General features: G+C 66.2%; 23 protein-coding genes, 1 pseudogene and 1 riboswitch. Of the genes and pseudogenes, 13 read left to right on the top strand and 11 right to left on the bottom strand.

Annotated elements, in window-relative coordinates:
- Window positions 1-175: 175 nt before the first annotated feature.
- The 4 genes from AAC067_RS11080 (at window position 176) to rlmJ (ending at window position 4261) form a co-directional block, all read left to right on the top strand.
- Window positions 176-1078, top strand: coding sequence for a DUF4232 domain-containing protein (locus AAC067_RS11080; RefSeq protein WP_339932463.1), 903 nt, complete (start codon window positions 176-178; stop codon window positions 1076-1078).
- Window positions 1079-1144: 66 nt separating this feature from the next.
- On the top strand, window positions 1145-2335 hold the full coding sequence (locus AAC067_RS11075; RefSeq protein ID WP_339932461.1) for a glycine C-acetyltransferase: 1191 nt from the start codon (window positions 1145-1147) through the stop codon (window positions 2333-2335).
- Window positions 2336-3385: an L-threonine 3-dehydrogenase gene (tdh, locus tag AAC067_RS11070; protein WP_339932459.1), complete on the top strand. Its 1050-nt coding sequence runs from the start codon at window positions 2336-2338 to the stop codon at window positions 3383-3385.
- A gap of 54 nt (window positions 3386-3439) precedes the next feature.
- Window positions 3440-4261 (top strand): 23S rRNA (adenine(2030)-N(6))-methyltransferase RlmJ, encoded by an 822-nt coding sequence (rlmJ, locus tag AAC067_RS11065; protein ID WP_339932457.1) that lies wholly within the window; start codon window positions 3440-3442, stop codon window positions 4259-4261.
- On the opposite strand, the gene AAC067_RS11060 is transcribed toward rlmJ, so the two are convergent.
- A complete protein-coding gene (locus AAC067_RS11060) occupies window positions 4258-4566 on the bottom strand; it encodes an antibiotic biosynthesis monooxygenase (RefSeq protein ID WP_339932455.1) in 309 nt (102 codons plus the stop codon). The two genes, rlmJ and AAC067_RS11060, sit on opposite strands and share 4 nt — an antisense overlap.
- A gap of 73 nt (window positions 4567-4639) precedes the next feature.
- On the opposite strand from AAC067_RS11060, the gene AAC067_RS11055 reads away from it, so the two are divergent.
- Window positions 4640-5329: a type 1 glutamine amidotransferase gene (locus AAC067_RS11055; RefSeq protein ID WP_339932453.1), complete on the top strand. Its 690-nt coding sequence runs from the start codon at window positions 4640-4642 to the stop codon at window positions 5327-5329.
- On the opposite strand, the gene hemF is transcribed toward AAC067_RS11055, so the two are convergent.
- Complete coding sequence (hemF, locus tag AAC067_RS11050) at window positions 5330-6211, bottom strand: oxygen-dependent coproporphyrinogen oxidase (RefSeq protein ID WP_339932451.1); 882 nt, start codon at window positions 6209-6211, stop codon at window positions 5330-5332. It lies immediately after the preceding gene.
- 849 nt (window positions 6212-7060) lie between these two features.
- Between hemF and AAC067_RS11045 the strand changes: the two genes are divergently transcribed.
- Window positions 7061-8329, top strand: a complete 1269-nt coding sequence (locus tag AAC067_RS11045) for a dipeptidase (RefSeq protein WP_339932449.1) — start codon at window positions 7061-7063, stop codon at window positions 8327-8329.
- 185 nt (window positions 8330-8514) lie between these two features.
- Here the strand turns inward: AAC067_RS11045 and AAC067_RS11040 are convergent, their stop codons facing one another.
- Window positions 8515-8958, bottom strand: a complete 444-nt coding sequence (locus AAC067_RS11040) for a tRNA (cytidine(34)-2'-O)-methyltransferase (RefSeq protein ID WP_339932448.1) — start codon at window positions 8956-8958, stop codon at window positions 8515-8517.
- Between the two features lie 195 nt (window positions 8959-9153).
- Here AAC067_RS11040 and petA point away from each other — a divergent pair, with 195 nt between their 5' ends.
- The 5 genes from petA (at window position 9154) to AAC067_RS11015 (ending at window position 15026) form a co-directional block, all read left to right on the top strand.
- Window positions 9154-9693, top strand: a complete 540-nt coding sequence (gene petA, locus AAC067_RS11035) for a ubiquinol-cytochrome c reductase iron-sulfur subunit (protein ID WP_339932446.1) — start codon at window positions 9154-9156, stop codon at window positions 9691-9693.
- Between the two features lie 11 nt (window positions 9694-9704).
- A complete protein-coding gene (locus AAC067_RS11030; protein WP_339932444.1) occupies window positions 9705-11009 on the top strand; it encodes a cytochrome b/b6 in 1305 nt (434 codons plus the stop codon).
- Window positions 11010-11014: 5 nt separating this feature from the next.
- On the top strand, window positions 11015-11887 hold the full coding sequence (locus AAC067_RS11025) for a cytochrome c1 (RefSeq protein WP_339932442.1): 873 nt from the start codon (window positions 11015-11017) through the stop codon (window positions 11885-11887).
- Window positions 11888-12029: 142 nt separating this feature from the next.
- On the top strand, window positions 12030-13685 hold the full coding sequence (locus AAC067_RS11020; RefSeq protein WP_339932440.1) for a M28 family metallopeptidase: 1656 nt from the start codon (window positions 12030-12032) through the stop codon (window positions 13683-13685).
- Window positions 13686-13919: 234 nt separating this feature from the next.
- A complete protein-coding gene (locus AAC067_RS11015) occupies window positions 13920-15026 on the top strand; it encodes a tellurite resistance/C4-dicarboxylate transporter family protein (RefSeq protein WP_339932438.1) in 1107 nt (368 codons plus the stop codon).
- Here the strand turns inward: AAC067_RS11015 and AAC067_RS11010 are convergent.
- Window positions 15021-15404 carry a hypothetical protein gene (locus AAC067_RS11010; RefSeq protein ID WP_339932436.1) on the bottom strand — a complete coding sequence of 128 codons (384 nt, stop codon included), beginning with the start codon at window positions 15402-15404 and terminating at the stop codon, window positions 15021-15023. The genes AAC067_RS11015 and AAC067_RS11010 overlap by 6 nt on opposite strands.
- Window positions 15405-15635: 231 nt before the next feature.
- Here AAC067_RS11010 and AAC067_RS11005 point away from each other — a divergent pair, with 231 nt between their 5' ends.
- Window positions 15636-17261: a M28 family peptidase gene (locus tag AAC067_RS11005; RefSeq protein ID WP_339932434.1), complete on the top strand. Its 1626-nt coding sequence runs from the start codon at window positions 15636-15638 to the stop codon at window positions 17259-17261.
- Window positions 17262-17316: 55 nt separating this feature from the next.
- Here the strand turns inward: AAC067_RS11005 and AAC067_RS11000 are convergent, their stop codons facing one another.
- Window positions 17317-18606 carry an aminotransferase class I/II-fold pyridoxal phosphate-dependent enzyme gene (locus AAC067_RS11000; protein WP_339932432.1) on the bottom strand — a complete coding sequence of 430 codons (1290 nt, stop codon included), beginning with the start codon at window positions 18604-18606 and terminating at the stop codon, window positions 17317-17319.
- 84 nt (window positions 18607-18690) lie between these two features.
- A riboswitch (SAM riboswitch) is annotated at window positions 18691-18811 on the bottom strand.
- Here AAC067_RS11000 and AAC067_RS10995 point away from each other — a divergent pair.
- A complete protein-coding gene (locus tag AAC067_RS10995; RefSeq protein WP_339932430.1) occupies window positions 18809-19663 on the top strand; it encodes a hypothetical protein in 855 nt (284 codons plus the stop codon). It overlaps the preceding riboswitch by 3 nt.
- Window positions 19664-19735: 72 nt before the next feature.
- Here AAC067_RS10995 and ychF read toward each other — a convergent pair whose 3' ends face one another.
- The 6 genes and pseudogenes from ychF to AAC067_RS10965 all read right to left on the bottom strand — a co-directional run bounded on the left by ychF (window position 19736) and on the right by AAC067_RS10965 (window position 25250).
- Window positions 19736-20833, bottom strand: coding sequence for a redox-regulated ATPase YchF (ychF, locus tag AAC067_RS10990; RefSeq protein ID WP_339932428.1), 1098 nt, complete (start codon window positions 20831-20833; stop codon window positions 19736-19738).
- Between the two features lie 71 nt (window positions 20834-20904).
- Entirely contained in the window at window positions 20905-21429 is a 525-nt protein-coding gene (locus tag AAC067_RS10985) for a copper chaperone PCu(A)C (RefSeq protein WP_339932426.1), read from the bottom strand.
- Between the two features lie 164 nt (window positions 21430-21593).
- A complete protein-coding gene (pth, locus tag AAC067_RS10980; RefSeq protein WP_339932424.1) occupies window positions 21594-22211 on the bottom strand; it encodes an aminoacyl-tRNA hydrolase in 618 nt (205 codons plus the stop codon).
- Between the two features lie 163 nt (window positions 22212-22374).
- Window positions 22375-22983, bottom strand: a pseudogene (locus tag AAC067_RS10975) (50S ribosomal protein L25/general stress protein Ctc); the annotation flags it as partial.
- Between the two features lie 159 nt (window positions 22984-23142).
- Window positions 23143-24225 carry a hypothetical protein gene (locus tag AAC067_RS10970; protein ID WP_339932422.1) on the bottom strand — a complete coding sequence of 361 codons (1083 nt, stop codon included), beginning with the start codon at window positions 24223-24225 and terminating at the stop codon, window positions 23143-23145.
- Window positions 24226-24314: 89 nt separating this feature from the next.
- Window positions 24315-25250 (bottom strand): ribose-phosphate pyrophosphokinase, encoded by a 936-nt coding sequence (locus tag AAC067_RS10965; RefSeq protein WP_339932420.1) that lies wholly within the window; start codon window positions 25248-25250, stop codon window positions 24315-24317.
- Between the last annotated feature and the right edge of the window lie 173 nt (window positions 25251-25423).

The following is a 25423-nucleotide window of genomic DNA, read 5'->3' as shown; positions in this document are numbered from 1 at the left end:
TCGTCAGGCTCATAACCTGAAGGTCGTAGGTTCAAATCCTACTCCCGCACCCAAAGTTCAGAACCCCATGGCTCACGCCGTGGGGTTTTTTTGATTCCGGCCATGCCGCAGGTTGCGAAGCGGAGCCATTGCCGGTGCCAAGCGTTGCCATGCGAGCCGCCCGAAGGACGACCGCATGCGCCTGCCCCGCTTCTATCCGACTGCCGTCCTGGTGGCGGCCCTCGTCGCGCCTTCGGCGGGCTGTAGCCTTGACGGATCGCGGCCGGAAGCCGGGGAGGTTTTGCAGCCCGCCGTGGCGTCCGATACGGCAACAGCCGTGACCTTTGCCTGCACGAGTGGACGCGAGATCACCGTGTCTTATCCCGACAGCGCCTCGATCCGTCTCGGCTATCTCGGGCAGGACTACACCTTGGCCCAGGTCCCGGCCGGCACCGGTGCACGTTATGCCGGTGCAGATCTGGATTGGAGCGGGACTGTTCGAAACGGCGAAGCAGCGTTCGTTCTGAGCCGTGTCAGCCCCGTCGGATCCTCGACCGCGGTGGTGCTGGAACGCTGTGCCCGTCCGGTCGGCACCCCAGCAGTGATACCAGTCCAGGCTGACCCCGCGCCGACCGCGCCGGTGTCGGCCCCGCCGTGCAAAGGGCCGCAGCTTCAACTGGACGACGCGGGCGGCGATGCCGGCATGGGCAATCGGGTCGCGATCGTGGGCGTTCGCAACATGGGGACAGCGGCCTGCAGCCTGACCGGCTATCCGTCGATCACCCTGGTCGATGACCGCAGCCAGGCTCTGACCAGGGTGCGGACGGAAGCGGTGCCCGGATCCTATTTCCGCAGCGGTCAGACCGCCTCGGCTGTGATCCTCGTCTCCCGGGGAAGGGCCTGGTTCGATGTCGCGTGGAACGTGGTGCCGCAAGAGGCTGACGGCGAAGCCGCATGTCCGACTGCGGCGCGGATCCGGATGACGGCTCCGAACGATACGTCGCCCGTCTGGCTCGATCGCAGGCTGACGCCGTGCGGCGGGTTGATCCGGGTGACGCCGTTCCGTGCGGTCGCCGAGCCGGTTCCGTCCCCGTCCTGACCGCAACGCTGGAACCATCGATGAAAACCGCGTAATCCGCCGCCTTGAACTGCTGAGCGAGGGCACATGACCACCAGCTTTTACGACCGCGTTGCCGCCGAGCTCGTCGATATCGACGCCCAGGGCCTGACCAAGCCCGAGCGGGTGATCGCCTCGCGCCAAGGGCCGGTGATCGAGGTCGGGGGCCGGAAGGTGCTGAATTTCTGCGCCAACAACTATCTGGGTCTGGCCGGCGACGAGCGCGTGGTTCAGGCGGGCATTGAGGCGCAAAATCGCTGGGGTGCCGGCACGGCATCGGTTCGATTCATCTGCGGTACGCTGGAAATCCACAAGACGCTGGAGCGGGCCATCGCCGACTATCTCGGCTTCGAGGACACCATCCTGTTCGCCGCCGCCTTCGACGCCAATGGCGGTATCTTCGAGCCCCTGTTCGGAGCCGAGGATGCCATCGTTTCGGACAGCCTGAACCACGCCTCGATTATTGATGGTGTGCGGCTCTGCAAGGCCAAACGCTATCGCTTCGCCAATTCCGACATGGACGAGCTGGAAAGCCGGCTGAAGGAGGCGCGGGAGGCCGGGGCTCGCAATATCATAATCGCCACCGACGGGGCCTTCTCGATGGACGGCTATATCGCGAAGCTGAACGAGATCCGGGTGCTGGCCGACCGGTACGACGCCCTGATCATGGTCGACGACTGCCATGCCACCGGCTTCCTTGGCCCGCAGGGGCGCGGATCCTATGCGCACCACGGGGTTGAGGTGGATTTCGTGACCGGCACCTTCGGCAAGGCGCTGGGCGGGGCCATGGGCGGATTCATCTGCGCCCGGAAGGCCGTGGTTGAGCTGCTGAAGCAGCGGGCCCGGCCCTATCTGTTCTCCAACGCCCTGGCCCCGGCGGTGTGCGGCTCCAGCCTTGAGGCCATTCGCATCGCCCAGGGGCGCGAGGGCGACGTCCTGCGCGCCCAGCTGACCGCCAACGCCGCCCGCTATCGCGCGGCGATGACCGAGGCGGGCTTTGATCTGCTGGCCGGTGAGCATCCGATCATTCCGGTGATGCTGGGTGACGCCAAACTGGCCCAGACCCTGGCGGCGCGACTGCTGGAACTGGGTGTCTATGTGATCGGTTTCTCCTTCCCCGTCGTGCCGCGCGGCGCGGCGCGAATCCGGACCCAGATGTCGGCGGCGCATACATTCGACCATATCGATCAAACCGTGGCGGCCTTCACCACGGCCGGTCGCGAACTGGGAGTCATCTGAATGACCGACATGATGAAGGCCCTGGCCAAGACGTCGCCGACCGAGGGACTCGATCTGATTGAGGCTCCAATCCCGGTCGCCGGTCCCGAGGAGGTGCTGATCAAGGTTCACCGCACGGCCGTGTGCGGCACCGACATCCACATCTGGAACTGGGATGAGTGGAGCCAGAAGAACGTGCCGATGCCGATGATCACCGGGCATGAATTCGCCGGTGAGATTGTCGCCATCGGCAAGGACGTCGATCGCCGGCTGAAGGTCGGGCAGCGGGTGTCGGCCGAGGGTCATGTCATCGACCTGAATTCGGAAGCCGCCCGCGCCGGTCATTTCCACCTTGACCCCGACACCCGCGGTATCGGCGTCAATCGTCAGGGGGCCTTTGCCGAGTTTGTCGTGGCTCCGGCGTTCAACGTCATCGAACTGCCGGACGAGGTACCCTACGAGATCGGCGCGATGCTGGATCCGTTCGGTAATGCCGTGCACACGGCGCAGCAGTTCGACCTGCTGGGCGAGGATGTGCTGGTCACCGGCGCGGGTCCCATCGGCATGATGGCCGCCGCTGTGGCCCGTCACGCCGGGGCCCGAACCGTGGTGCTGACCGACATCAACGATTATCGGCTGGAACTGGCCCAGAAAGTCGCGCCGGGCGTGCGGACGGTGAACACCACGCGCGAGGATCTGCACGACGTGATCCATGAGCTGGGTATGAAGGTCGGCTTCGATGTGGCGCTGGAGATGTCGGGTTCGCCGGTCGCTTTCAAACAGTGTGTCGATACCCTGATCATGGGCGGCGGGATGGCCATGCTGGGCATTCCGTCGAGGCCGATGGAGACGGACTGGGGCGCGATCATCCTCAAGGCCCTGACCATCAAGGGCGTCTACGGGCGCGAGATGTTCACGACCTGGCGCAAGATGCTGGGCCTGCTGAAGGCCGGTCTGGACCTGCAGCCGCTGATCACCCATCGTCTTCCCTATGATCAGTATCGCGAGGGTTTCGCGGCGATGAAGTCGGGCCAGTCGGGCAAGGTGATCCTGAATTGGGACCGGACCTGACTCGTCGATAGGGCCTGCCCTTGACCGCGGTCGCCGGGAAGGGGACGAGCAGGCATGAACTATCGCCATAGCTTTCACGCCGGGAATTTCGCCGACATCGTCAAGCACGCTCTGGTGCTGTGGTTGTTGGAACAGCGGCAGGCGGCCGGGCCGGTGACGGTGCTGGACACCCATGCCGGCGGGGGGCTGTACGATCTGGCCGGGGATGCGGTGCGGTCGCGCGAGGCGGAGGCCGGGATCGAGCGGTTGATGGCCAGCGAGAATCGTCCGCCGTTGATTGAGGCGCTGGCGGCGGCGGTCAATGAGACCAATCCGGACGGCGGGGGGCGGTTCTATCCGGGCTCGCCGCTGCTGGTGGTGCGACGGTTGCGTCGGGGCGATCGTTATGTCGGCTTTGAGCTGCATCCGCCGGTTCTGGCCTTGCTGGGCGAGGTGCTGGAACCGTTCGCCGGGGCCGAAGCGCGGGGCGGGGACGGCTATGACCAGGTGACGGTCGAGGCGGCCGCCAATCCCGGGAGTTTCGTGCTGATCGATCCGCCGTTCGAGCAGCCGGACGACTATCACCGGGCGGCGGATACGGCGTCGGCCATCGTGCGTGCCGATCCGACGGCGACGGTGGCGGTGTGGACGCCGATGAAGGACATGGAGACGTTTGACGGTTTCCTGCGCCGGCTGGAGCAGGGCGGCGCGGGGCGGGCGCTGGTGGCCGAGGCGCGGCTGCGGCCGCTGACCAATCCGATGAAGATGAACGGTTGCGCGCTGGTGGTGCTGAATCCACCCGCCGGGGCCGAGGCGGCGGCCAGTGAGGTGTGCGGCTGGGTCACCGACCGGCTGGGCGAGGCCGGAGCGCGGGCCGAGGTCTGGACGACCGACTAGGTCGGGGTGATGACCGCGCCCGGTTCGTAGAGGTGGGGCTCGAAGGTGGCGATGGTCATGATCGGCTCCATGGCTTCGGCGACGGCTGGGTGTCGGGCCATGGCCTTCCAGGCGGCGGCCGAAGCCCAGACCGCATGGTTGGCCACGACCTTGCCGTTCAGGCCGCGATGCAGGGTCTGGGAGATGAAGCCGTCGAGGCCGGACTGGATCCGGGCCATGGCGGTCAGGTGGTCCATCAGGGTCGCCTGATGCGCCGGGGCGCATTTGAAGACATTGATCAGGACGACGGGCTCGGATTCGGTCATGGTTGCGCCTTCTAGACCGTGTTCGGTCCGGCGTCTGCCCGTCCGGATTGTCGCGGACAGCACAGGAGCCTGAATGACCCGGATCGCCATCCTGAAAACCGGCGCGCCGCCGCCGGCCCTGGCCGCGGAGCACGGCGACTATCCGGCCATGTTCCAGACCTTGCTGGGTCAGGATTTCGAGGCCCGGGCCTTCGACGTGGTCGCGGACGAATGGCCTGATCCGGTCGCGTTCGACGGGGTCATCATCACCGGCTCGGCCAGCGGCGTCTATGAGGCGGATGTCTGGATCGGGGCCCTGTTGGACTGGATCCGGTCGGCGCGCGGGCGCACCCGGCTGGTCGGGATCTGTTTTGGTCACCAGGCCATGGCCCAGGCGCTGGGCGGGCGGGTCGAGAAGTCGGACAAGGGCTGGGGCGTCGGCCTGCATCGGTATCAGGTGGTCTCCAGCGAGCCGTGGATGGTGCCGCCGGCGACGACGGTGGCCCTGCCGGCCTCGCATCAGGATCAGGTGGTCGAGCGGCCTGCGCAGGCGCGGGTGCTGCTTCGCAGTGACTTCACCCCGTTCGCCGGGCTGGCGTGGGGCGACGATGCCATCTCGATGCAGCCGCATCCGGAATTCACCCCCGAATTCACCGCCGATCTGACCGGCGGCCGTTACGATCGCATCGGCCGGGCGCTGGTGGACCCGGCGCTCGAGAGCCTGAAGGCCCCCAATGACCGTGCCCTCGTCGGCGGCTGGATCCGACGCTTTCTTACCGGCTGATCAGGGCCATTTCACCACGGGCGGCATCGAACTGAGGATCGAGTCGACATTGCCGCCGGTCTTGAGGCCGAACATGGTGCCGCGGTCGTAGAGCAGGTTGAACTCGACGTAGCGGCCGCGGCGGATCAGCTGTTCCTCGCGCTCGCCCTCGGTCCAGGCCTCGGTCATGCGCCGGGCGACGAGGCGAGGGTAGACGTCGAGGAAGGCGGTGCCGACGTCGCGGGTGAAGGCGAAGTCCTTCTCGTAGTCGCCGCTGTCATGGTGGTCGTAGAAGATGCCGCCGGTGCCGCGCGGCTCCTTGCGGTGGGCCAGCCAGAAATAGTCATCGCACCACGCCTTGAATTTGGCGTGCCAGTCGGCGTCATGGGCGTCGCAGGCGGTTTTCATGGCGGCGTGGAAGTCCACGGTGTCCGGGGCCCCGGCGTGGCGGTCGACATCCAAAACCGGGGTCAGGTCGCCGCCGCCGCCGAACCAGCTTCTGGTCGTGGCGATGAAGCGGGTGTTCATGTGGACGGCGGGAATGCGCGGGCTGACCGGATGGGCGATCAGGCTGATGCCGGTGGCGAAAAAGCGCGGATCCTCGGCCGCGCCGGGCACGGTTTTGGCATAGTCGGCCGGGAAGGTGCCGTGCACGGTCGAGACATGGACGCCGACCTTTTCGAACAGGCGTCCGCTCATCATGCCCATGACGCCGCCGCCGCCGTCGGGGCGGTCCCACGGTGTGCGCACGAAGCGGCCCGGTTCGCCGGGGAACAGGTCGGCGGGGGCATCGTCCTCGAGGGTCTCAAAGGCGCTGTGGATCCGGTCGCGCAGGGTTTCGAACCAGGCGCGGGTCTCGGCCTTCTTCAGATCCAGCGGGTCGGTGGGATGGGCGTCGCTCATGGGCAGGCTTGAACCATATCGGAGCGGTGTTCGCTACGGGGCAGGCGGTCGCGCCGCGCACCGGACCGGCGGCGGTGATGGAAGGGCAGGCGGAGCGCCGGGCCTTCGCCCGGAGAAATCAAAAAAGTACCGTTTCGACGAAGACCGACGCTCCGCGTGGAGAGTTTTCAGGAGCTTGCGTCGGGTGGCGATGTTTAGCGCCTTACCGCAGCGCCCCTGACGGGCGGGCCGTGCTCGCGACACGGTCCCCGGACCGGATGCGTATCCCCCGCATCCCTGACATCCAATCATCCCGATCAGACCCCGGGCGTCGCCTGCCTTGCGATGGCAGACCGGAACCGGGCCCCCGCTTCTCCACTCCCGCCGCACACCAGGTCGCAGGCTAGGCGGCCCTTCCTTGCGACGGGACCCGGGGATTATGGGGCAGGTCGGAAGGGGGGCGGACGTTTTGGGGATGGAAAAGGTCAGGGTGTTGAAGGGGCTGGGGTTTGGGTAGCGCCGATAGGGGGGGTTTTCGCAAACATGTCGCACTGTTCCCCTCTCCCGTCGGGAGAGGGCTTGAGCGCATCCGAGCGTCAGCGAGGATCCTTGCGCGAAAGGGTGAGGGGTTACGGTGCGATCATGGGGACACCGTACACCCTCTCCCCAACCCCTCTCCCCACGGGAGAGGGGCTAGAACGGGCCGCACCGACCGTGCCTGAACAGATCGCGCTGTCGCGCGCCGCTGGGTCCCCCGGTCTACGCCGCGCAGGCGCGGCTTGCCGGAGGATGACGACAGCGGGAGGGTGCTCGCTATGCCAAAGCCCGGTCCTGTGCCACCGTCGCGCATCGTCGTTTCCGGAGAGACCCATGATCCGCACCACCCTGCTGACCGCGGCCGCCCTTGCAGTTCTGGCCGGTCCGACCCTGGCCCAGTCCACCGATGCGGCGGGAGAGGCGCGGGTGCAGAGGATCCTGCGCACGACCCCGGTGATCGACGGCCACAATGATCTGCCGTGGGCGCTGCGCGAGGGTTTCGGCAACGACCCCCATGCGGTTGACCTGAGCGCCAACCTCGATGCCTCGACCGACCTGCATACCGACATTCCACGGCTGCGGGCCGGGGGCGTGGGCGGCCAGTTCTGGTCGGTCTATGTGCCGGCGTCGCTGAGCCCGGCCGACGCAGCCGTGGCGACCTTCGAGCAGATCGACACGGTCAAGCGCATCGTCGCCGCCCATCCGGACGTGTTCGAACTGGCCACCTCCGCCGCCGACATCGCGCGCATCCAGCGGCGCGGAAAGATCGCCAGCCTGATCGGCATGGAGGGCGGCTATTCGATCGACGATTCGCTGGGCCTGCTGCGGGAGTTCTACGAGTCCGGGGCGCGCTACATCACCCTGACCCATTCGCGCACCACCAGCTGGGCCGACAGCGCCACCGACGCCCCGAAATGGGGCGGGCTGAATCCGTTCGGCGAGGACGTGGTGCGCGAGATGAACCGGCTGGGGATGATGGTCGACCTGAGCCACGTGTCGGAAGAGACGATGCTGGACGCCCTGCGGGTGTCGGAAGCCCCGGTGATCTTCTCCCACTCCTCGGCGCGGGCGGTGACCGGTCATGCCCGCAATGTGCCCGACAGTGTGTTGCGACTGTTGCCGGAAGACGGGGGCGTGGTGATGGTCACCTTCGTGCCGGGCTTCGTCAACGAGAGCGTGCGGGCCTGGGGCGCGGCGCGATCAGCCGAGGATGCCCGGCTGAAATCGCTCAATCCGGGTGATCCGACGGCGGTGAGCGACGGCCTAACCGCCTGGATGGCGGCCCATCCGGCCCCGCACGCGACCGTCGCCGACGTCGTGGCCCATATCCAGCACGTCCGTGATGTGGCGGACATCGACCATGTCGGCCTGGGCGGCGATTTCGACGGCGTCAGTGCCCTGCCGGACGGGATCGACGGGGTCGACGCCTATCCGCGCATTCTCGCGGCCCTGATGGCCAACGGCTGGTCCGAGGCCGACATCCGCAAGCTGGCCGGGGAGAACATTCTGCGGGTCATGCGGGCGGTTGAGGCGGTGGCGGCGAGCAAGGCCGGCGAGCGGCCCGGCCTGGCCGTCCTGGCGACGGACGGCGCGCCGGAATAGGTTTCCTTCTCCCATTGGGAGAGGGAATGAGCCTCCGGGAGCGAAGCGATCGGCAAGACGCAAGGGTGAGGGGCGACTGGCGGCACTCGGCGGAGCCGTTCGCAGTTGGAGCCACGGCTTGCGCCGACGGAAGCGTCCGACCCTCATCCGGCCCTTCGGGCCAACTTCTCCCAATGGGAGAAAGATCAGAATTGCGTCTGCCGCAGCCCTTCGAACAGGCCGATGCCGGCGCTGACCGACAGGTTCAGCGAGCGGGCCTCGGGCCGCAACGGAATCACCACCCGGGCGTCGGCGGCCGCGTGCACCGGTTCGGGCACGCCCGAGGTCTCGCTGCCGAACAGCAGGGTGTCGTCGGGCTGGAAGCGGAAATCATTGAGCGGCGTTGCGCCGCGGGTGGTGAACAGCACCAGCCGTCCCGGACCCCGGCCGGACTGGAACTGATCCCAGCCGGCGTGCCGGATCATGTGTCCGAGGGGGCCGTAGTCGAGGGCCGCGCGCTTCATCGCCCGGTCGTCGAAGGTGAATCCGACGGGCTCGATCACGTGCAATTCGACGCCGAAACAGGCGCTGAGGCGGATGCAGGCCCCGACGTTCTGAGGAATGGCTGGTTGAAAAAGGGCGAGACGCATTCTAAGGCCCTCATACGCGCGCCTCCGGGACTTGTCGCGACTCGAAATGCGACCGTTTCTCAGGAGGCGTGAGCAGCTTGCGGCGATGCGCCGCAAACGCGGGTCGCACACTGTCCAGTGAGGACGGGCTAAGGTTTTCGTGCTGCGGCAACGGCGTCCTCATCGGGCACGGGCGTGGCGTTCGAGGAGTAAGACGTGACCGAATCGGTCGTTACCACCGACGGCGAGGGCGAAGCCACCCGTCGCGATTTTATCCATATCGCTGCCGGCGCCGCTGCCGTCGGTGCGGGTGTGATGGTGGCCTGGCCGCTGATCAACACCATGAACCCGGCTGCCGACACCCTGGCCCTGGCCTCCATCGAATTCGATGTGACCAAGGTCCAGGAAGGCCAGCAGGTCGTCATCAAATGGCAGGGCAAGCCGGTGTTCGTGCGCTACCGCACGCCCAAGGAAATCCAGGAAGCGGTGACGACGCCGCTAGGGGATCTGAAAGATCCGGAAACGGACGCGGCGCGGGTCAAGGCCGGTCACAGCCAATACCTGGTGCTGATCGGCTCGTGCACCCACCTGGGCTGTATCCCGACCTTCGGCACGGGCGATTACGGCGGCTGGTTCTGCCCCTGCCACGGCTCGACCTATGACACCTCCGGCCGGATCCGTAAGGGACCGGCCCCCAAGAACCTTGTCGTGCCGGAGTACGCCTATCTCTCCGACACCCGCATCAAGATCGGCTGAGGGCGAGACCGATGAGCGATCACGAATCCACCTACGTCCCCAAGACCGGCGTCGAGAAATGGCTCGACACCCGTCTGCCGATCGTCCGCTTCGGTGCCGACTACATGTCGCTGCCGACCCCCAGGAACCTCAACTACTGGTGGACCTTCGGCGGCATCCTGGCCCTGTGCCTGGTGATCCAGATCGCCACCGGCATCGTTCTGGCCATGCACTATGTACCGAACGTCGACCTGGCCTTCGCCTCGGTCGAGCGGATCATGCGGGACGTCAACGGTGGCTGGCTCATTCGGTCTGTCCACGCCAACGGGGCCTCGATGTTCTTCATCGCGGTCTATCTGCACATGCTGCGCGGGCTCTATTACGGGTCGTACAAGGCGCCGCGCGAGATGATCTGGATCCTGGGCTGCGTGATCTTCTTCCTGATGATCGCCACCGCCTTCCTCGGCTACGTGCTGCCGTGGGGCCAGATGTCGTTCTGGGGTGCCGAGGTCATCACCAATCTGATCGGGGCCATCCCGCTGATCGGTGAGCCGGTGCTGATCTGGCTGCGCGGTGGTCCGGCCATCGACAACGCCACGCTGAACCGTTTCTTCTCGCTGCACTATCTGCTGCCGTTCGTGATCGCCGGCGTGGTCGTGCTGCACCTGTGGGCCCTGCACGTGGCCGGTCAGAACAATCCGGTCGGGATCCTGATCCCCAAGGATCGCCAGGCCAAGGACACGCTGCCGTTCCACCCGTATTTCACGGTCAAGGACGGCTTTGCCATCATCCTGTTCCTGATCCTGTTCGCCCTGTTCGTCTTCTACATGCCGAACGCCCTGGGCCATGCCGACAACTATATCCCGGCCAATGCGCTGCAGACGCCGCCGCACATCGTGCCCGAGTGGTACATGCTGCCGTTCTACGCGATCCTGCGGGCCATCCCCGACAAGTTCGGCGGCGTGGTGGCGATGTTCGGCTCGATCGGCGTGCTGTTCATCCTGCCGTGGCTGGATACGTCCAGGGTGCGGTCGATGCGCTATCGCCCGACGATGAAGGTCTTCTTCCTGATCTTCCTGGTGGTCGGGGTCCTGCTGGGCTGGTGCGGCGGCAAGCTGCCGGACGCCCAGGTGATCCCGGGCATGCCCAGCTTCACCCTGTTCGACGGCGAGCTGAACAGCTTCCTGTGGCTGGCCCGCCTGCTCACCGCCTACTATTTCGCCTTCTTCCTGATCATCATGCCCTGGGTGGGGCGGAAGGAGACGCCGTTGTCGATCCCGCTGTCGATCTCGGAGCCGGTGCTGCCGCCGGTTTCCGGCGCCGGGCAGAAAGGCTGAGCGCGATGACCATCCTCAAGAAGAACGCCCTCACCATGCGCAAGACCCTGGTCACCCTCGTCGCCGCTGTCGGCCTGCTGGCCGCCGCCCCGGCCCTCGCCGCCGGTGGGGCCCAGCATCCGCGTTCGGCCGGGTTCAGCTTCGAGGGGCCGTTCGGCACCTTCGATCAGGGCCAGCTGCAGCGCGGCTACAAGGTCTATCGTGAGGTCTGCGCGGCCTGCCACAGCATGGACCTGATGCATTTCCGCAATCTGGGTGAGGCGGGCGGTCCGTTCTATGATCCGCATGCGGCCAGCCCGGCCGAGAACCGCTACGTGAAGGCGCTGGCCGCCGAGCTCCAGGTACCGGACATCGACACCGAGACCGGCGAGGCGATCATGCGTGACGCCACGGCGGCGGATAAATTCCCGTCGCCCTATCCGAACGCCACGGCCGCGGCCGCGGGCAACGGGGGGGCGGCACCGCCTGACCTGTCGGTGATGGCCAAGGCCCGTCACGACGGGGCCAACTACATGTATTCGCTGCTGTCGGGCTATCGGGCGGCACCGGCCGGCCTGCAGATCCGTCCGGGCCAGTACTACAACCCCTATATGGCGGGCGACATGACCCCGTTCTGGACGGGTGAAGGCCACGCCCCGCCCGGGGGCTTTATCGCCATGCCGCCGCCGCTGGCGGCCGGTCAGGTAACCTATGACGACGGCTCGCCCGAGACCGTGGACCAGTACGCCCGGGACGTCAGTGCCTTCATCACCTGGGCCTCGGACCCGCGGGCGACCGAGCGCAAGCAGGCCGGTTTCGGCGTGATGATCTTCCTGTTCCTGTTCGCCGGCCTGACCTATCTCAGCTACCGCAAGATCTGGAAGGGCGTGGCCCACTAGACGGCCACCGTTCCGATCGCAGACGACATGACCCGCCGGCGTTCGCGCCGGCGGGTTTTTCGTGGGGCTTCGTCGCATCGACAGCCCCTGGGCGGTGCCCTAGAGTCCCGGCCTGTATTTCAAAGGCTGAGAGTTTCTGTTCATGCGCCTGACCACGTCCGTTGCCGTTCTTGCCGCAGGGGGCTTGTTGGCCGCCTGCGCTACCGTGGCCGCTCCCGGAGCGCCCGCCACCTTCGACGCCGCCCGCCTGTCGGAGCATGTCCGGGTCCTGGCCGATGACAGCTTCGAGGGGCGCGGAATCGCCACCCCGGCCGAGGCCAAGGTGGTCCAGTATCTGAGCGAGCAGTATGCGGCGGCGGGCTTCGAGCCGGGCGGAACGGGCGGCGGCTGGACCCAGGACGTGTCGCTGAACCGCTTCACCGCCTCGAATGTCCATGCGGACATCAAGGTCGGCGGCGAGACCATCGCCCTGAACCAGGGTGAGCAGATCACCATCTCGACCCGGCTGCCGGGCGACCATGTCGCCATCGCTGACGCACCGCTGGTGTTCGTCGGCTATGGTATCACGGCCCCTGAGCGGGACTGGGACGACTTCAAGGGCGTGGATGTGCGCGGCAAGGTCATCGTTGCCCTGGTCAATGACGCCGACTTCGAGGAGCCGGCGCTGAACACCTTCAACGGCCGGGCCATGACCTATTATGGGCGCTGGACCTATAAATACGAAGAGGCTGCCCGTCAGGGGGCCGCCGGGATCATCATCGTGCATGAGACGGCCCCGGCCTCCTATGGCTGGACCACGGTGCAGAACAGCTGGTCAGGCCCGCAGTTCGACATCGTCCGCGCCAATGCGGCAGCCGAGCGCACGGGGATGGAGGCCTGGATCCAGCGCGACGTGGCGGTAGACCTGTTCCGCCGGGCCGGTCTGGATTTTGAAACCGTGAAGGCCCAGGCCCGTCGCCGCGACTTCCAGCCGGTTGAGCTGACCGGTGCCCGGTTCAATGGCCATTTCGACGTGGCGACCAGCCGCGTCACCACCCAGAACGTCATCGCCCGCCTGCCGGGCACGACCCACCCGGACGAGACCATCATCTACACCGGCCACTGGGACCACATCGGCGTGGGCACGCCCGACGCCAACGGCGACGCCATCTTCAACGGGGCGGTCGACAACGCCACCGGCACCGCCGGCCTGCTGGAAATGGCGCGGCTGTGGGGCGCGGGACCGCGGCCGGAACGCTCGATCGTGATGATCAGCTTCACCGCCGAGGAGAGCGGTCTGCTGGGCTCGGAATTCTATGCCGCCAACCCGGTCTATCCGCTGGCGACCACCGTGGCCGGTTTCAACATGGATGCGATGAATGTCTACGGTCGCGTCAGCGAGCTGGGCATCATCGGCTATGGCCAGTCGGATCTGGACGAACGGCTGGGCGCGCTGGCCGTGGCCCAGGGGCGGACGGTCGCACCGGACACCAATCCCGCCGCCGGTTCCTATTTCCGTTCGGATCACTTCCCGCTGGCCAAGCGCGGCGTGCCGATGGCCTATTCGCACGGCAGTGGCGCGTTCCGGGATGCGCCGTTCGAGGCCCGCATCGCGGCCCGCGATGAATATGGCGCGCGCCGCTATCACCAGGCTGACGACGAATGGTCGCCGGACTGGGATCTGCGCGGTCAGATCGAGGACCTTGAGGTCATGTACCAGGCCGGTCGCGCCCTCGCCAACAGCCGGGACTGGCCCGCGTGGAAGCCGGGATCCGAGTTCGGTCCGGCCCGGGCACCGTCGGCCAGTCAGCGCCGCTAAACCTTCTGTCCTTTCCCGCCGTCCGCACGGGCGGCGGGGGAGACCTTCCGATCGTGCGTGGCCGATGCCGGCAGCGGGCGCGCAGGCAGATTGACAATCATCATGCGGCCCGGGCGCGGGCGTTGTTATGGTCGTGGGTCATCTCTGGTGGAGGGCCTGACGATGCGGCACGCGCAGCCCTGTTCGATCGTGGATGTCGGGACCGGTCCTGCCCGGACCCGGACCTGAACGCCGATGCCGACCCCGCGGGTCAGTTCGGGGGTCACGGCCATGGCACAGGGCGGCGTGTCCTGGCTGCGATCCCAGGTCAGGGGCCTGTTTCCCGGCTATTTCGCCTTGGTGATGGCCACGGGCATCATTTCCAACACCCTGTATTTCGAAGGCCATCTGGCGCTGTCGAAGGCGCTGTTCGTCATCAATCTGTTCGCCTATGTCTGGCTGGTGCTGCTGACGCTGCTGCGCGTGTTGCGGTTCAGGCAGGCGATCTGGGCTGACCTGACCAATCCGGCGCTGGTGTTCTCGTTCTTCACCATCGTGGCCGCCAGCGATGTGCTGGGGATCGGTATGAGCCTGCGCGGCTTCGATCAGGCGGCGCTGGCGATGTGGGGGTTCGCCCTCGTCGTATGGCTCTGCCTCAGCTATTTCAGCTTTGCCGTGCTGACGTTTCTCAACACGGCCCATGGTGCGAACGTGGTCCATGGCGGCTGGCTGATCGCGATCGTGGGCACGGAATCGCTGGTCATTCTGGGGGCGATCCTGGCCCCGGCCCAAGGGGAGATGGCCCCGCTTCTGTTCGTGCTGCTGCACATGCTGTGGGGGGTAGGGCTGGGCCTCTACGGCATCTTCATCACCCTGTTCGCCTACCGCATCTTCTTCTTCGACGTGGAGTCCGAGGACATCACGCCGTTGTTGTGGGTGGTCATGGGCGCGGCGGCCATCAGCACCAATGCCGGATCGGTCCTGATCATGTCGGACAGCGGGGTACCCTTCCTGCTCTCGATGCGGCCGTTCATCGATGGTGTGACCCTGATCATGTGGGCGTGGGGCACATGGTGGATTCCGTTGCTGATCCTGTTCGGTCTGTGGAAACATGGCGTGCGCCGCGCGCCGCTGGTCTATACGCCGATGCTGTGGAGTCTGGTGTTTCCGCTGGGCATGTATGCGCTGGCCAGCCTGCGCCTGTCACTGGTGGCGGAGATCCCGGCGTTGAGGGTCATCGCCGAGACGATGGTCTGGATCGCGCTGGCGGCCTGGGTCGCCACGGCAGGCGGGCTGGTCGCCAGTATCTGGCGGGGCCTGCGAGTCCAGCGGCAGAGTCGGGACGCGGTCGGGCCCCTATAGGCCCAGCGCGGTCTCGAGAATATTCAGCTGAAGAAAGCCGGTGACGAGGACGATGTTGACGGCCCAGGCGACCGTCAGTGCCCTGGCGATCAGCCACCAGACTGACGTTTCACTGGGCGGGGACCGCCAGATGCCCACCAGCACCCACAGGGTGTAGGCTAGGGTGACGACGAGCAGCGTCTGTTGCAGCCAGAGGGTGTTGTTATAGAGCGCCGCGATGAAGCCCGAGATCAGCAGCAGGCTGACGAACACACCATAGCCCCAGAAGACCACAGGCAACGGTGCCTGACCGTTCCAGACCTGGGACGGTGAGGCGAAGAGACCGGGTGCGGTTTGCGGACCGGGGTCGGTCGGGAAGTGGGAATTCGGCTGGTTCAACGCCATTCCTCCAGTGGTGGATTCTGAAATTATCCTGGGTGAAGCCCTGTTGATCAACGAACCCCATCCTAGCACAGCTTTTTGTCCCGAAGAATTCAACCGTAAGCTACTATGATAGAACGGCATTTTTCAGAACCGGCCGTCATCAGACGATGACGAAAACGTAACGGGTGATCTCGTAGAGCGGTTCTAGAGTGTTCGACGATCTGTACCAGGGATGGAGTTTTCCGCATGTTTCGCAAGATGGTTGGTGGCGGCGTTGCCGCGGCCGCGCTGGTGTTCGCCGCCAGCGTGGCGCTGGCCCAGGATTTTTCAGCCGCTAGTCTGAGCGAGGGTATCCGGACCATCAGTGCCGACGCCTATCAGGGGCGCTATCCCGGCACCGAGGGCGAGCGGATGGTCCTGTCCTGGTTGCAGGCCCAGTATGAGGCCATGGGGCTGGAGCCGGGTGGTCCGGACGGCAACTGGCTGCAGCACATCGAGTTGAAGCGTTACACGCCGGTCGCCTGGGCCACGGCCAGCTGGACCGGCCCGGACGGGTCAGTGCATGCGCTGACGCCGGGTACGGACATCGTTCTGCGCGCGATCACCAATGACGGCCGGGCCACGATCCGGGACGCGGGACTCGTATTCGTCGGCCACGGCATCCATGCGCCCGAACGCCAGTGGGACGACTACGGGGATGTCGATGTGCACGGCAAGGTCGTCATCGTCGTCGCTGGCGAGCCTGCGGGTGAGCGCTTCAACGGGGCCTATACGACCAACTATGAGTCCGACGAGTACAAGGCCGACGAAGCCTTCCGCCGCGGTGCCGTCGGCATCATTACTCTGGTCCTGCAGCCGGCCTCGTTGCCGGTTTGGCAGCGCGCGGTCCGGAGTGGGGGACGCACCCGCACCCTGACGCCGGGCGCGGCCGATCTGGAATTCTCGGGCACGGTGCCGCACGACACGGCCGAGGCCTGGGCCGCAGCGGCCGGCATGGACATCGGCGAGATCGCGAACATCGCCAGCGGGACCTTCAAGGCGGTTCCGGTGCACGGCGTGACCCTGTCGGTCGATGTGGCGGAGACCATCCAGACGCTGGTGACCCACAATCTGCTGGCCCGCATTCCCGGGACCGAGCATCCGGACCAGACCATCATCTATTCGGCCCACTGGGACCATGTCGGTGGTCCCGCGCAGCACCCGGGCGTCGCCGGTGACAACATCTGGAACGGGGCCTGGGACAATGCCTCGGGCACCATCGGCGTGCTGGAGATGGCGCGCCAGCTGAGCGCCGCACCGCGGCCGAAACGCTCGATCGTGTTCGCCCATATGGCGGCCGAGGAGATGGGGCTGCTGGGGGCGTTCGGCTATGCCGCCGACCCGGTCTGGCCGCTGGAGACGACGGTGGCGGACATCAATATCGACATGCTGCCGCTGTCGGGTCCGACGCGGGATGTGCCGATCTTCGGCAAGGGGCAGAATGATCTGGAAGACCGGCTCGAGGTGCTGGCCGCAGCCCAGGGCCGCTATGTCTCCGACGATCACATGCCGGAACAGAATTTCTATTACCGGTCCGACCATTTCCCGTTCGCCCGGATGGGCGTGCCGGCGATCATGCCGTGGCACGGCTGGGACTGGGTCGATGGTGGTCTGACCGCCGGTGAGGCCGCGTGGCGGGCCAAGTTCGCGGCCGACTATCACAAGCCCAGCGACGAATGGTCGGCGAACTGGGACCTGACCTCGGCGGTCGAGAACCTGACGCTGCTGTATCATCTGGGTCTCGACCTCGCGAACAGCCACGACTGGCCCGGCTGGAAGCCGGAGTCCGAGTTCGGGGCCATTCGCGCCGCAAGCGACGCGGCGCGGCAGTAGGGCCGAATCCTGCCGCTCACCCCGGTGGATGCCGGGATGAGCGGCGCGCGCGTGGTCAGACCGCCGCCAGCGCCTGGTCCAGATCGGCGATCAGGTCGTCGATATGTTCGATCCCGACCGACAGACGCACCGTGTCCTCGGTCACGCCCGCCTTCTTCAGTTCGTCCGGCGACAGCTGGCGGTGGGTGGTCGAGGCCGGGTGGCAGACCAGCGACTTGGCGTCGCCGATGTTGACCAGCCGGACGAAGACCTTGACCGCGTCCTGGAAGCGCGCGCCGGCCTCGCGCCCGCCCTTGACGCCGAAGGTCAGCAGGCCCGAGGCCTTGCCGCCGAAATATTTCTGGACCAGGGCGTGGTCCGGGTGTTCGGCCAATCCAGCATAGTTGACCCAGTCGACCTTGGGGTGGGCCTTCAGCCATTTGGCGACGGCGGTGGCATTCTCGACGTGGCGATCCATGCGCAGGGCCAAGGTCTCCAGCCCCTGCAGGATCAGGAAGCTGTTGAACGGCGAGATGGCCGCGCCGGTATTCCGGAGCAGGACCGTCCGCGCCCGGCCGATGAAGGCGGCGGGGCCGAACGCCTCGGTATAGACCACGCCGTGATAGGAGACTTCCGGCTCGTTCAGGCGACGGAAGCGGACCTTGTGCTCAGCCCAGGGGAAGGTGCCGCCGTCGACGATGGCCCCACCGATGCTGGTGCCGTGGCCGCCGATGTATTTGGTCAGGGCGTGGACGACGATGTCGGCCCCGTGCTCGATCGGCCGGGTCAGATAGGGCGTCGGTACGGTGTTGTCGACGATCAGCGGCAGGCCTTGCGCATGCGCGGCCTCGGCCAGGGCGGCGAAGTCCACGACATTGCCCAGCGGATTGCCGATGGATTCGCAGAACACCGCCTTGGTGCGGGCGTCGGTATTGGCCGCCACCGCTGCGAAATCTTCAGCGTCGATGAAACGCACCTCGATGCCGTACTGGGGCAGGGTGTGGGCGAACAGGTTGTAGGTGCCACCGTACAGGGCCCCGGTGGCGATGATGTTGTCGCCCGCCTCGGCGATGGTCAGGATCGCATAGGTGATGGCGGCCATGCCCGAGGCCACGGTCAGGGCGGCGACCCCGCCCTCCAGCGCCGCCAGACGTTGCTCCAGCACGTCCGAGGTCGGGTTCATGATGCGGGTGTAGATGTTTCCCGCCACCTTCAGGTCGAACAGGTCGGCCCCGTGCTGGGTGTCGTCGAAGGCGTAGCTGGTGGTTTGATAGATGGGCACGGCGACCGACCGGGTGGTCGGGTCGGGCGCATAGCCGGCGTGCAGGGCCAGGGTTTCAAAACGGGGAGGGGCGGTCGTGGTCATGGTCGTCAAAGTCCCGCTCATCGAGACCCGAACGGCTGAGAAGACCCGTGAAGACACTCAGCCCTGATGCGGGCCGGGGACCTTCACTCATCTCTCGTGGCTCCGAAAAGCCCCGCAGGAGTTGGCACCTTCGTCCGGATCGGGTGGATCCTGACAGGTTGCCCCGACGTCAAAGGGCCTATCCCTCGGTCGGTCTTGATGAGTGAGCCCAAGCTGGACCAAGGAGGACGAGGTCGTCAAGCCTCATTGTGCGGTGCAACCTTGTCGTCGCCTCGATCCCGTGGGCGCTGAGTCGGACCCGGGCGGGCCCTGTGTTACAGATGACGGCCAGTTTTGTTACGCACCGGGGGGCGCGATGTTGGGGATCTTCAATCTTGTCCGACGCACGATCGAAGGCTCGATAATTTCCGTCGTCATCATCGCCATCGTGGCGGTCCTCGGCGTCTCCGAGACGATCAACACGCTGCTGGCCGAGCGAAGCGTCTCGTCGATCCTGTTCCTGTTGGTGCTGGCGATCGTCCTGGCCGACCTGATCGGAAAATTCCTCTCGATCGTCAGTGCAACGTTTCCCGATCTCATTCCCGCCGTCGGTGATGACGATCGGAAACGGGCCTCACTGCTCCAGCGGTTGCGGCCGGTTCAAACCGTGGCGCTACTCTCCGGGGTCTATGCGGCGCGGCTGGCTATGTTTCTGGCCATCTTCGCGCTCATCGGCACGAGCTACGCCTATGCGCCGCAGCCGGTGCAGGCGACGCTGTTCGGCGACTTTGGCGCAGTGGAGGCGATCGAGACCTTCCTGCGCGAAGGGATCGCCGGCTCGATCGGCTATTTCCTGTTCTTCCTCGGGCCTGATGACCTGCGGTCCATCACCCGCGTCATCATCGCCGAGCCGCTGACCTCGGCCACCATCAACGGCGATATCTTTCTCGTGGGCATAAGACTGTACGGGCTGGCGTTCGCGCTCTCGGTCCTGCGGACGCTGGTGACGCCGATCATCTACCTGCGCGCGCGCCGTCGTGCCGGCAATCTTCCCACGGCGGCGGAAGGACCTGCGTAGCCGGGCGACGACGAAGGGCCGACTGGCGAAGGCCGGCCAGAGTCCCCTTGGTGCCGCAGCGCCCGTCCGTCGTCAGCCGCTGAACAGGAAGTTCAGGACGTCGCCGTCCTTGACCACATAGGTCTTGCCCTCGGCGCGCAGCTTGCCGGCCTCGCGGGCTTTGGCCTCGCCCTTCAGGGTGACGAAGTCGTCGTAGGCGATGGTCTCGGCGCGGATGAAGCCCTTTTCGAAATCCGTGTGGATCACACCGGCGGCCTGGGGGGCGGTGGCACCGACCGGGATGGTCCAGGCGCGGGCTTCCTTGGGACCGACGGTGAAATAGGACTGCAGACCCAGCAGGCTGTAGGCCTCGCGGATCAGGCGGTTCAGGCCCGGCTCGGCCAGGCCGAGGCCTTCGAGGAATTCCTTCTGTTCGTCTTCGTCGAGCACGGCCAGTTCGGAATCGATCTTGGCCGAGATGACGACCGAGTTGGCGTTGTCCTCGGCGGCGCGTTTGGCGACCAGAGCCGACAGGTCATTGCCCTTGTCGGCCGAGGCTTCGTCGACGTTGGAGACATAGAGGGCGGGCAGGGAGGTCAGCAACTGCAGCATGTGCCAGGCCTTCTCGTCCTCCTTGTCGACCTTGGCCGTCCGCGCGGGCTTGCCGGCACGCAGGGGCTCGAGGGCGAGGTTGATCAGGCGCAGGGTGGTCTGAGCCTCCTTGTCGCCGCCCTTGGCCTTCTTCTCGACGTTGCCGACCCGCTTCTCGAGGCTTTCGAGGTCGGCCAGCATCAGCTCGGTCTCGATGATCTCGAGATCGCTGACCGGATCGATGCGATCCTCGACGTGGGTGACGTCGTCATCGATGAAGCAGCGGGCGACGAAGGCCACGGCGTCGCAGTCACGGATGTTGGCCAGGAACTGGTTGCCCAGACCCTCGCCCTTGGATGCGCCACGCACCAGGCCGGCGATGTCGACGAAGGTGATGCGCGAGGGGATGATCTCTTTGGAGCCCGCGATGTCGGCCAGCGCCTGCAGGCGCGGCTCCGGGACCGCCACGTCGCCGGTGTTCGGCTCGATGGTGCAGAACGGATAGTTGGCGGCCTGGGCCGCCGCCGTCTTGGTCAGGGCATTGAACAGGGTGGACTTGCCGACATTCGGCAGTCCAACGATCGCGACTTTAAGAGCCATGGTAATCCTCGTGAGCGCGAGCCTTTAGCCGGTCGCGGTCGGTTTGTCAGGGGCGCGCTTGCAGCGAGGGGTCAGGGCTTGTCGGCAGGCGGGGTCGCGGGGGCCGCAGCGGGGGCGGTTCCGGCGGCGGGAACCGGTTGACGCACCTCGGCCTGGACGGTCATGGCCGGCGATTTCTCGAACCCCAGGGTCAGGGGCACGGCCTGGCCGGCGACCAGCGGCGCGGTCAGTCCGACCAGCATCAGGTGCACGCCGCCCGGGGCCAGGGCCACGGACTGTTCCGCGGGCAGGGGCAGGCCTTCGGCCATCTCGCCCATCCGCATGACGTCGTCTTCCATCGTCATGTTGTGGATCTGGGTCGCGGTCGACACGGGGGTGGCCACGCCGGTCAGGCGATCACCGGCGGAGGATTTGAGCGTCAGATAACAGGCCCCGGCCTGGGCACCGTTCGGCGTCGGCCGGCACCAGGCCCCGGTGGCACTGATGACATTACGGACCCCGTCGGTATCGACCGTGCTCTTGGTGGCGACAGGCTCGCCCGGCTGGCAGGCGGCGACGCCGAACAGGACAACGGCGGCGGTCAGAAAACGCATCATGGCAAAACTCCTTTCGGTGCCCCCCGGGACACCGACCTACGATCCCGGGCCACACGTATGCGCAGGACATCGGACATCAGATTCATTCTCTTCTGAACCTAGACGATGGCAGCGATAAGGACGATGCCCCCGAAAGGTGTTTGTTGTCGCGCTCTGTGGCGGGCTCAGACGTCGCGAGCGGCCTGACGCGGGCTGAATTTCGGGGCCGGGGCCAGGCGCATGACCTCGCCCTGGTAGCGTTCGTCATCACCGGCGGCGGCGAAGGGCAGGGCATCGGCCACGGCATTCAGCAGGGCCTCGAGCCAGGGCTGCTCGGCCTTGTGAAAATCGCCCAGCACATGGGGCATGACCAGATGGCTCTCGCCGGGATGGCCGATGCCCAGACGGGCGCGGCGGAAATCGGCACCCAGGTGGCTGATCAACGAGCGGACACCGTTCTGGCCCGCCGCCCCGCCCCCGGTCTTCATGCGGAAACGCCCGGGCGCCAGGTCGATCTCGTCGTGGAACACGATGATGTCGGACGGCGGGATCTTGTAGAAGCGGGCAGCCTCGCCGACGGCGCGGCCGCTCTCGTTCATATAGGTCTGGGGCTTCATCAGCAGGGCCCGAACCGGGCCGTCGGGCGTGTCGATCTCGCCCTCGCTGATGACCGACTGGAATTTGGCGCGCTCGGGACCGAAGCGCCAGCGTCGGGCGATGGTGTCGACGGCCATAAAGCCGATGTTGTGCCGATTGTTCTGGTATTTGGGGCCCGGATTGCCGAGCCCGGCCAGGATGATCATCGCTCAGCTCCGGAAATGGAAACGGCCCACTCCAGCAAAGGAATGGGCCGCTCCACAACAGTCAATCGCGGGACGATCAGTCTTCCGACTTGTCGTCTTCCTCGGTAGCAACCTCATCGCCCTGGGCGGTGGCCGGAACCTCGACGGATTCGGCTTCGGCCTCGGCAGCTTCGGCATCGGCGGCCTGGTCGGCGGCTTCGGACATGGCAGCCGAAGAGACCTTGATCGCGGCGATCATGAAGTCGCGGTCAGCGATCGCGGGCTCAACGCCCTTGGGCAGTTTGATGTCCGAGATACGGATCGAGTCGCCCAGCTTGTGGTTCGACAGGTCGACCGTCAGGTCTTCCGGAATGTGGTCGGCGCGGACCGAGACCTCGACCGTGTGACGGACGATTTCCAGCGAACCGCCCTGACGGAAGGCTTCGCACTGATCCTGGTTGATGAAGTGAACCGGCACTTCGATCTTGATGATCTGCTTCATGTCGACGCGCATCAGGTCGAAATGCAGAGGACGATCCGAGACCGGATGGAACTGCACCGCCTTGGCGATGACGGTCTGGCTCTCGTCGCCGTACTTCAGCGTGACCAGATGGCCCAGCAGCTTGCCGGTGTAGAGGGACTTGCGGAAGTCCTTCTCGTTCACCGAAATGGATACGGGGGCCTTGTCGCCACCGTACAGGATTCCCGGCACTCCGCCGGTACGACGCACGGCGCGGGCGCCGCCAGTGCCGACGCCTTCACGGACGTCGACGTTCAGGATGATCTCGGCCATCTGGCTCGCCTCAATAACACAAACGCCGCTGGGCAGGCCCGCGCGGCGGGGTCTTGGACCCTCGAATTCAAGAGCGCGGGTCATTACACGCTCAAGGGCAGGTACGCAACTGCCCGTGCGCGACAGGGTCGCATACGGGCAGTGCGCGGTGATGAAATTCTAGCGTGACGCGGTCTGAATCGCGCTGGCCGATGCCGCCGCGGCTCCGGCCGCGACCGGGGTCGAAACGCCACTCGCACCAGCCACCGCCGTGTCCGGAGCCGGGGTGACGCGCGGCACCGGCGTGATGTTACTGGCCGTGCAGGTGGCCAGGTCGCGCATGATGTGCCGGCCGACGCAGAAGATGTCCTCATAGCTGGGACGCGAGGCCGCCAGGCATTGGAACAGCATCAGCTTCGACATGTTCAGGCAGAACTCGCTGTTCGATTCGACGACCAGGGCTTCGGTGTTGGCCCGGGCATCGTCACCACCGGCCCCGAGGGCGGCCAGGGCGGCGATGGCCAGCGAGTTGACCACGGCGGGGGTGTAGGGCGGTCCGGCGTCGGCGGCCGTCAGGGACAGGCCTGCGCCCGAGTTGGCAGCCGCGAACAAGCGGGCGGATTCCTCGGCCGAGGGCAGCATCTGGACGGCGGACAGGCTCTTGGCGCCCTCCAACCGGTCTTCGCGGTTCGATATGTGGGTCGAGGCCCAGCGACGGCGGGGGTCGCCGCGGCCCTGGATGGTATAGGCGTCTTCCTCAACCGCATTGGCGATGGTCATCAGGGCCGCGGAATCCTTGCCGATCACCTGGACGATCAGACCGGCGGCCGCGTCGGCCCCCGGCAGGGTGGCGGCATAGGCGGGGTCAGCGATGATCCGCTCGACCATCATCCGGCGCTGGGTCGGGTCGACGCCGAAGGTGCGGACGCCGGCGACGAACTCGGGCGATTGCAGGGCCAGGATCGAGCCATAGGCGATCATGCCGCGCGACAGCTGGGCCGGCTCATAGGCGGCTCCGCGCCGGATGGCGGCCTGGATCGATTCCGCGTCGGGGAAGCCGGCCTGGATCGAGCCGACCTCGCGGATGAAGGTCACATAAATGGAAGCGGCTTCGGCCACACCCTCGTTCAGGGTCACCGCGGGCGGCGGTGGCGGTGGGGGCGGCGCGACGGGCTCAGGCTCGGGCGTGGCGCAGCTGGCAAGAAGCACGGTTGCGGCGACGGCCGCGATCGACAGACCGGAACGTACAGAGGTCTGGAACATAGGCATGAAACCCCACGTAAAAGCGTAACGCCGGCGGCAACCGGCATCCTAGTGGCCTGTATAACGCGGCCGGAGGGGTTTTCCGACCGTTAATCGAACAGTTTGGACACCGATTCCTCGTTGGCGATGCGGCGGATGGCCTCGCCGATCAATGGTGCCACGGAGACGCTGCGGATTTTGTCGCAGGTCAAAACTTCGTGGGGTTGCTCGATGGAGTCGGTGATCACCAGTTCCTTGAGCGGGCCGTCGGTGACGCGATTGACGGCCGGACCCGACAGCACGCCGTGGCTGATATAGGCGGAAACCGACTCGGCGCCGCGGTCCATCAGGGCCTGGGCCGCATTGACCAGGGTGCCACCGGAATCGACGATGTCGTCGAACAGGATGCAGCGACGGCCCTCGACGTCACCGATGATGTTCATGACCTCGCTCTCGCCGGCCTTGGCGCGGCGCTTGTCGACGATGGCCAGGTCGGCATCGAGCCGCTTGGCCAGGGAGCGGGCCCGCACCACGCCGCCGACGTCGGGCGAGACGATCATCAGTTCGCCGCTGCGTGGATAGTGTTCGCGAATGTCGCGAGCCAGCACCGGGGTGGCCAGCAGGTTGTCGGTCGGGATGTCGAAGAAGCCCTGGATCTGCCCGGCGTGGAGATCCATCGTCAACACCCGGTGCGCGCCGGCCCGGGTGATCATATTGGCGACCAGCTTGGCCGAAATCGGGGTGCGACCGCCGGTCTTCCGGTCCTGCCGGGCATAACCGAAATAGGGCATGACTGCCGTGATCCGACGCGCCGAGGCCCGGACCAGGGCGTCGGTCATGATCAGCAGCTCCATCAGATTGTCGTTGGCGGGGTAGCTGGTCGACTGGACGATGAAGACGTCCTCGCCGCGGACGTTTTCCTCGATGACCGCAAAGACCTCGTTGTCCGCGAAGCGTTTCACCTGGGCCTTGGTCAGCGGCATGTCGAGGTGGGTGGCTATCGCCTGGGACAGGGTCCGGTTCGAATTGCCAGAAAGCAGCTTCATCGCCGGTCATCCTTTTGCCGTCATCAAACCGCCAGATCAGGTGGCGTTTTCAAGCGCGCTTCTTATCAGGGGACAGCCTCGCTTCAAGGCGCGGCGACTTAATATCTTCAATTTGCGTCTGCATTGGCGCGGTCCTGTCGCTGGTGTAGAGGTCTCGCTGTGTTTCCGGAGCG

The organism is uncultured Brevundimonas sp. (assembly GCF_963977465.1).
Lineage (GTDB): Bacteria > Pseudomonadota > Alphaproteobacteria > Caulobacterales > Caulobacteraceae > Brevundimonas.
The sequence above is the reverse complement of the archived record's forward strand: the minus strand, read 5'-3'. Positions and strand labels throughout refer to the sequence as shown.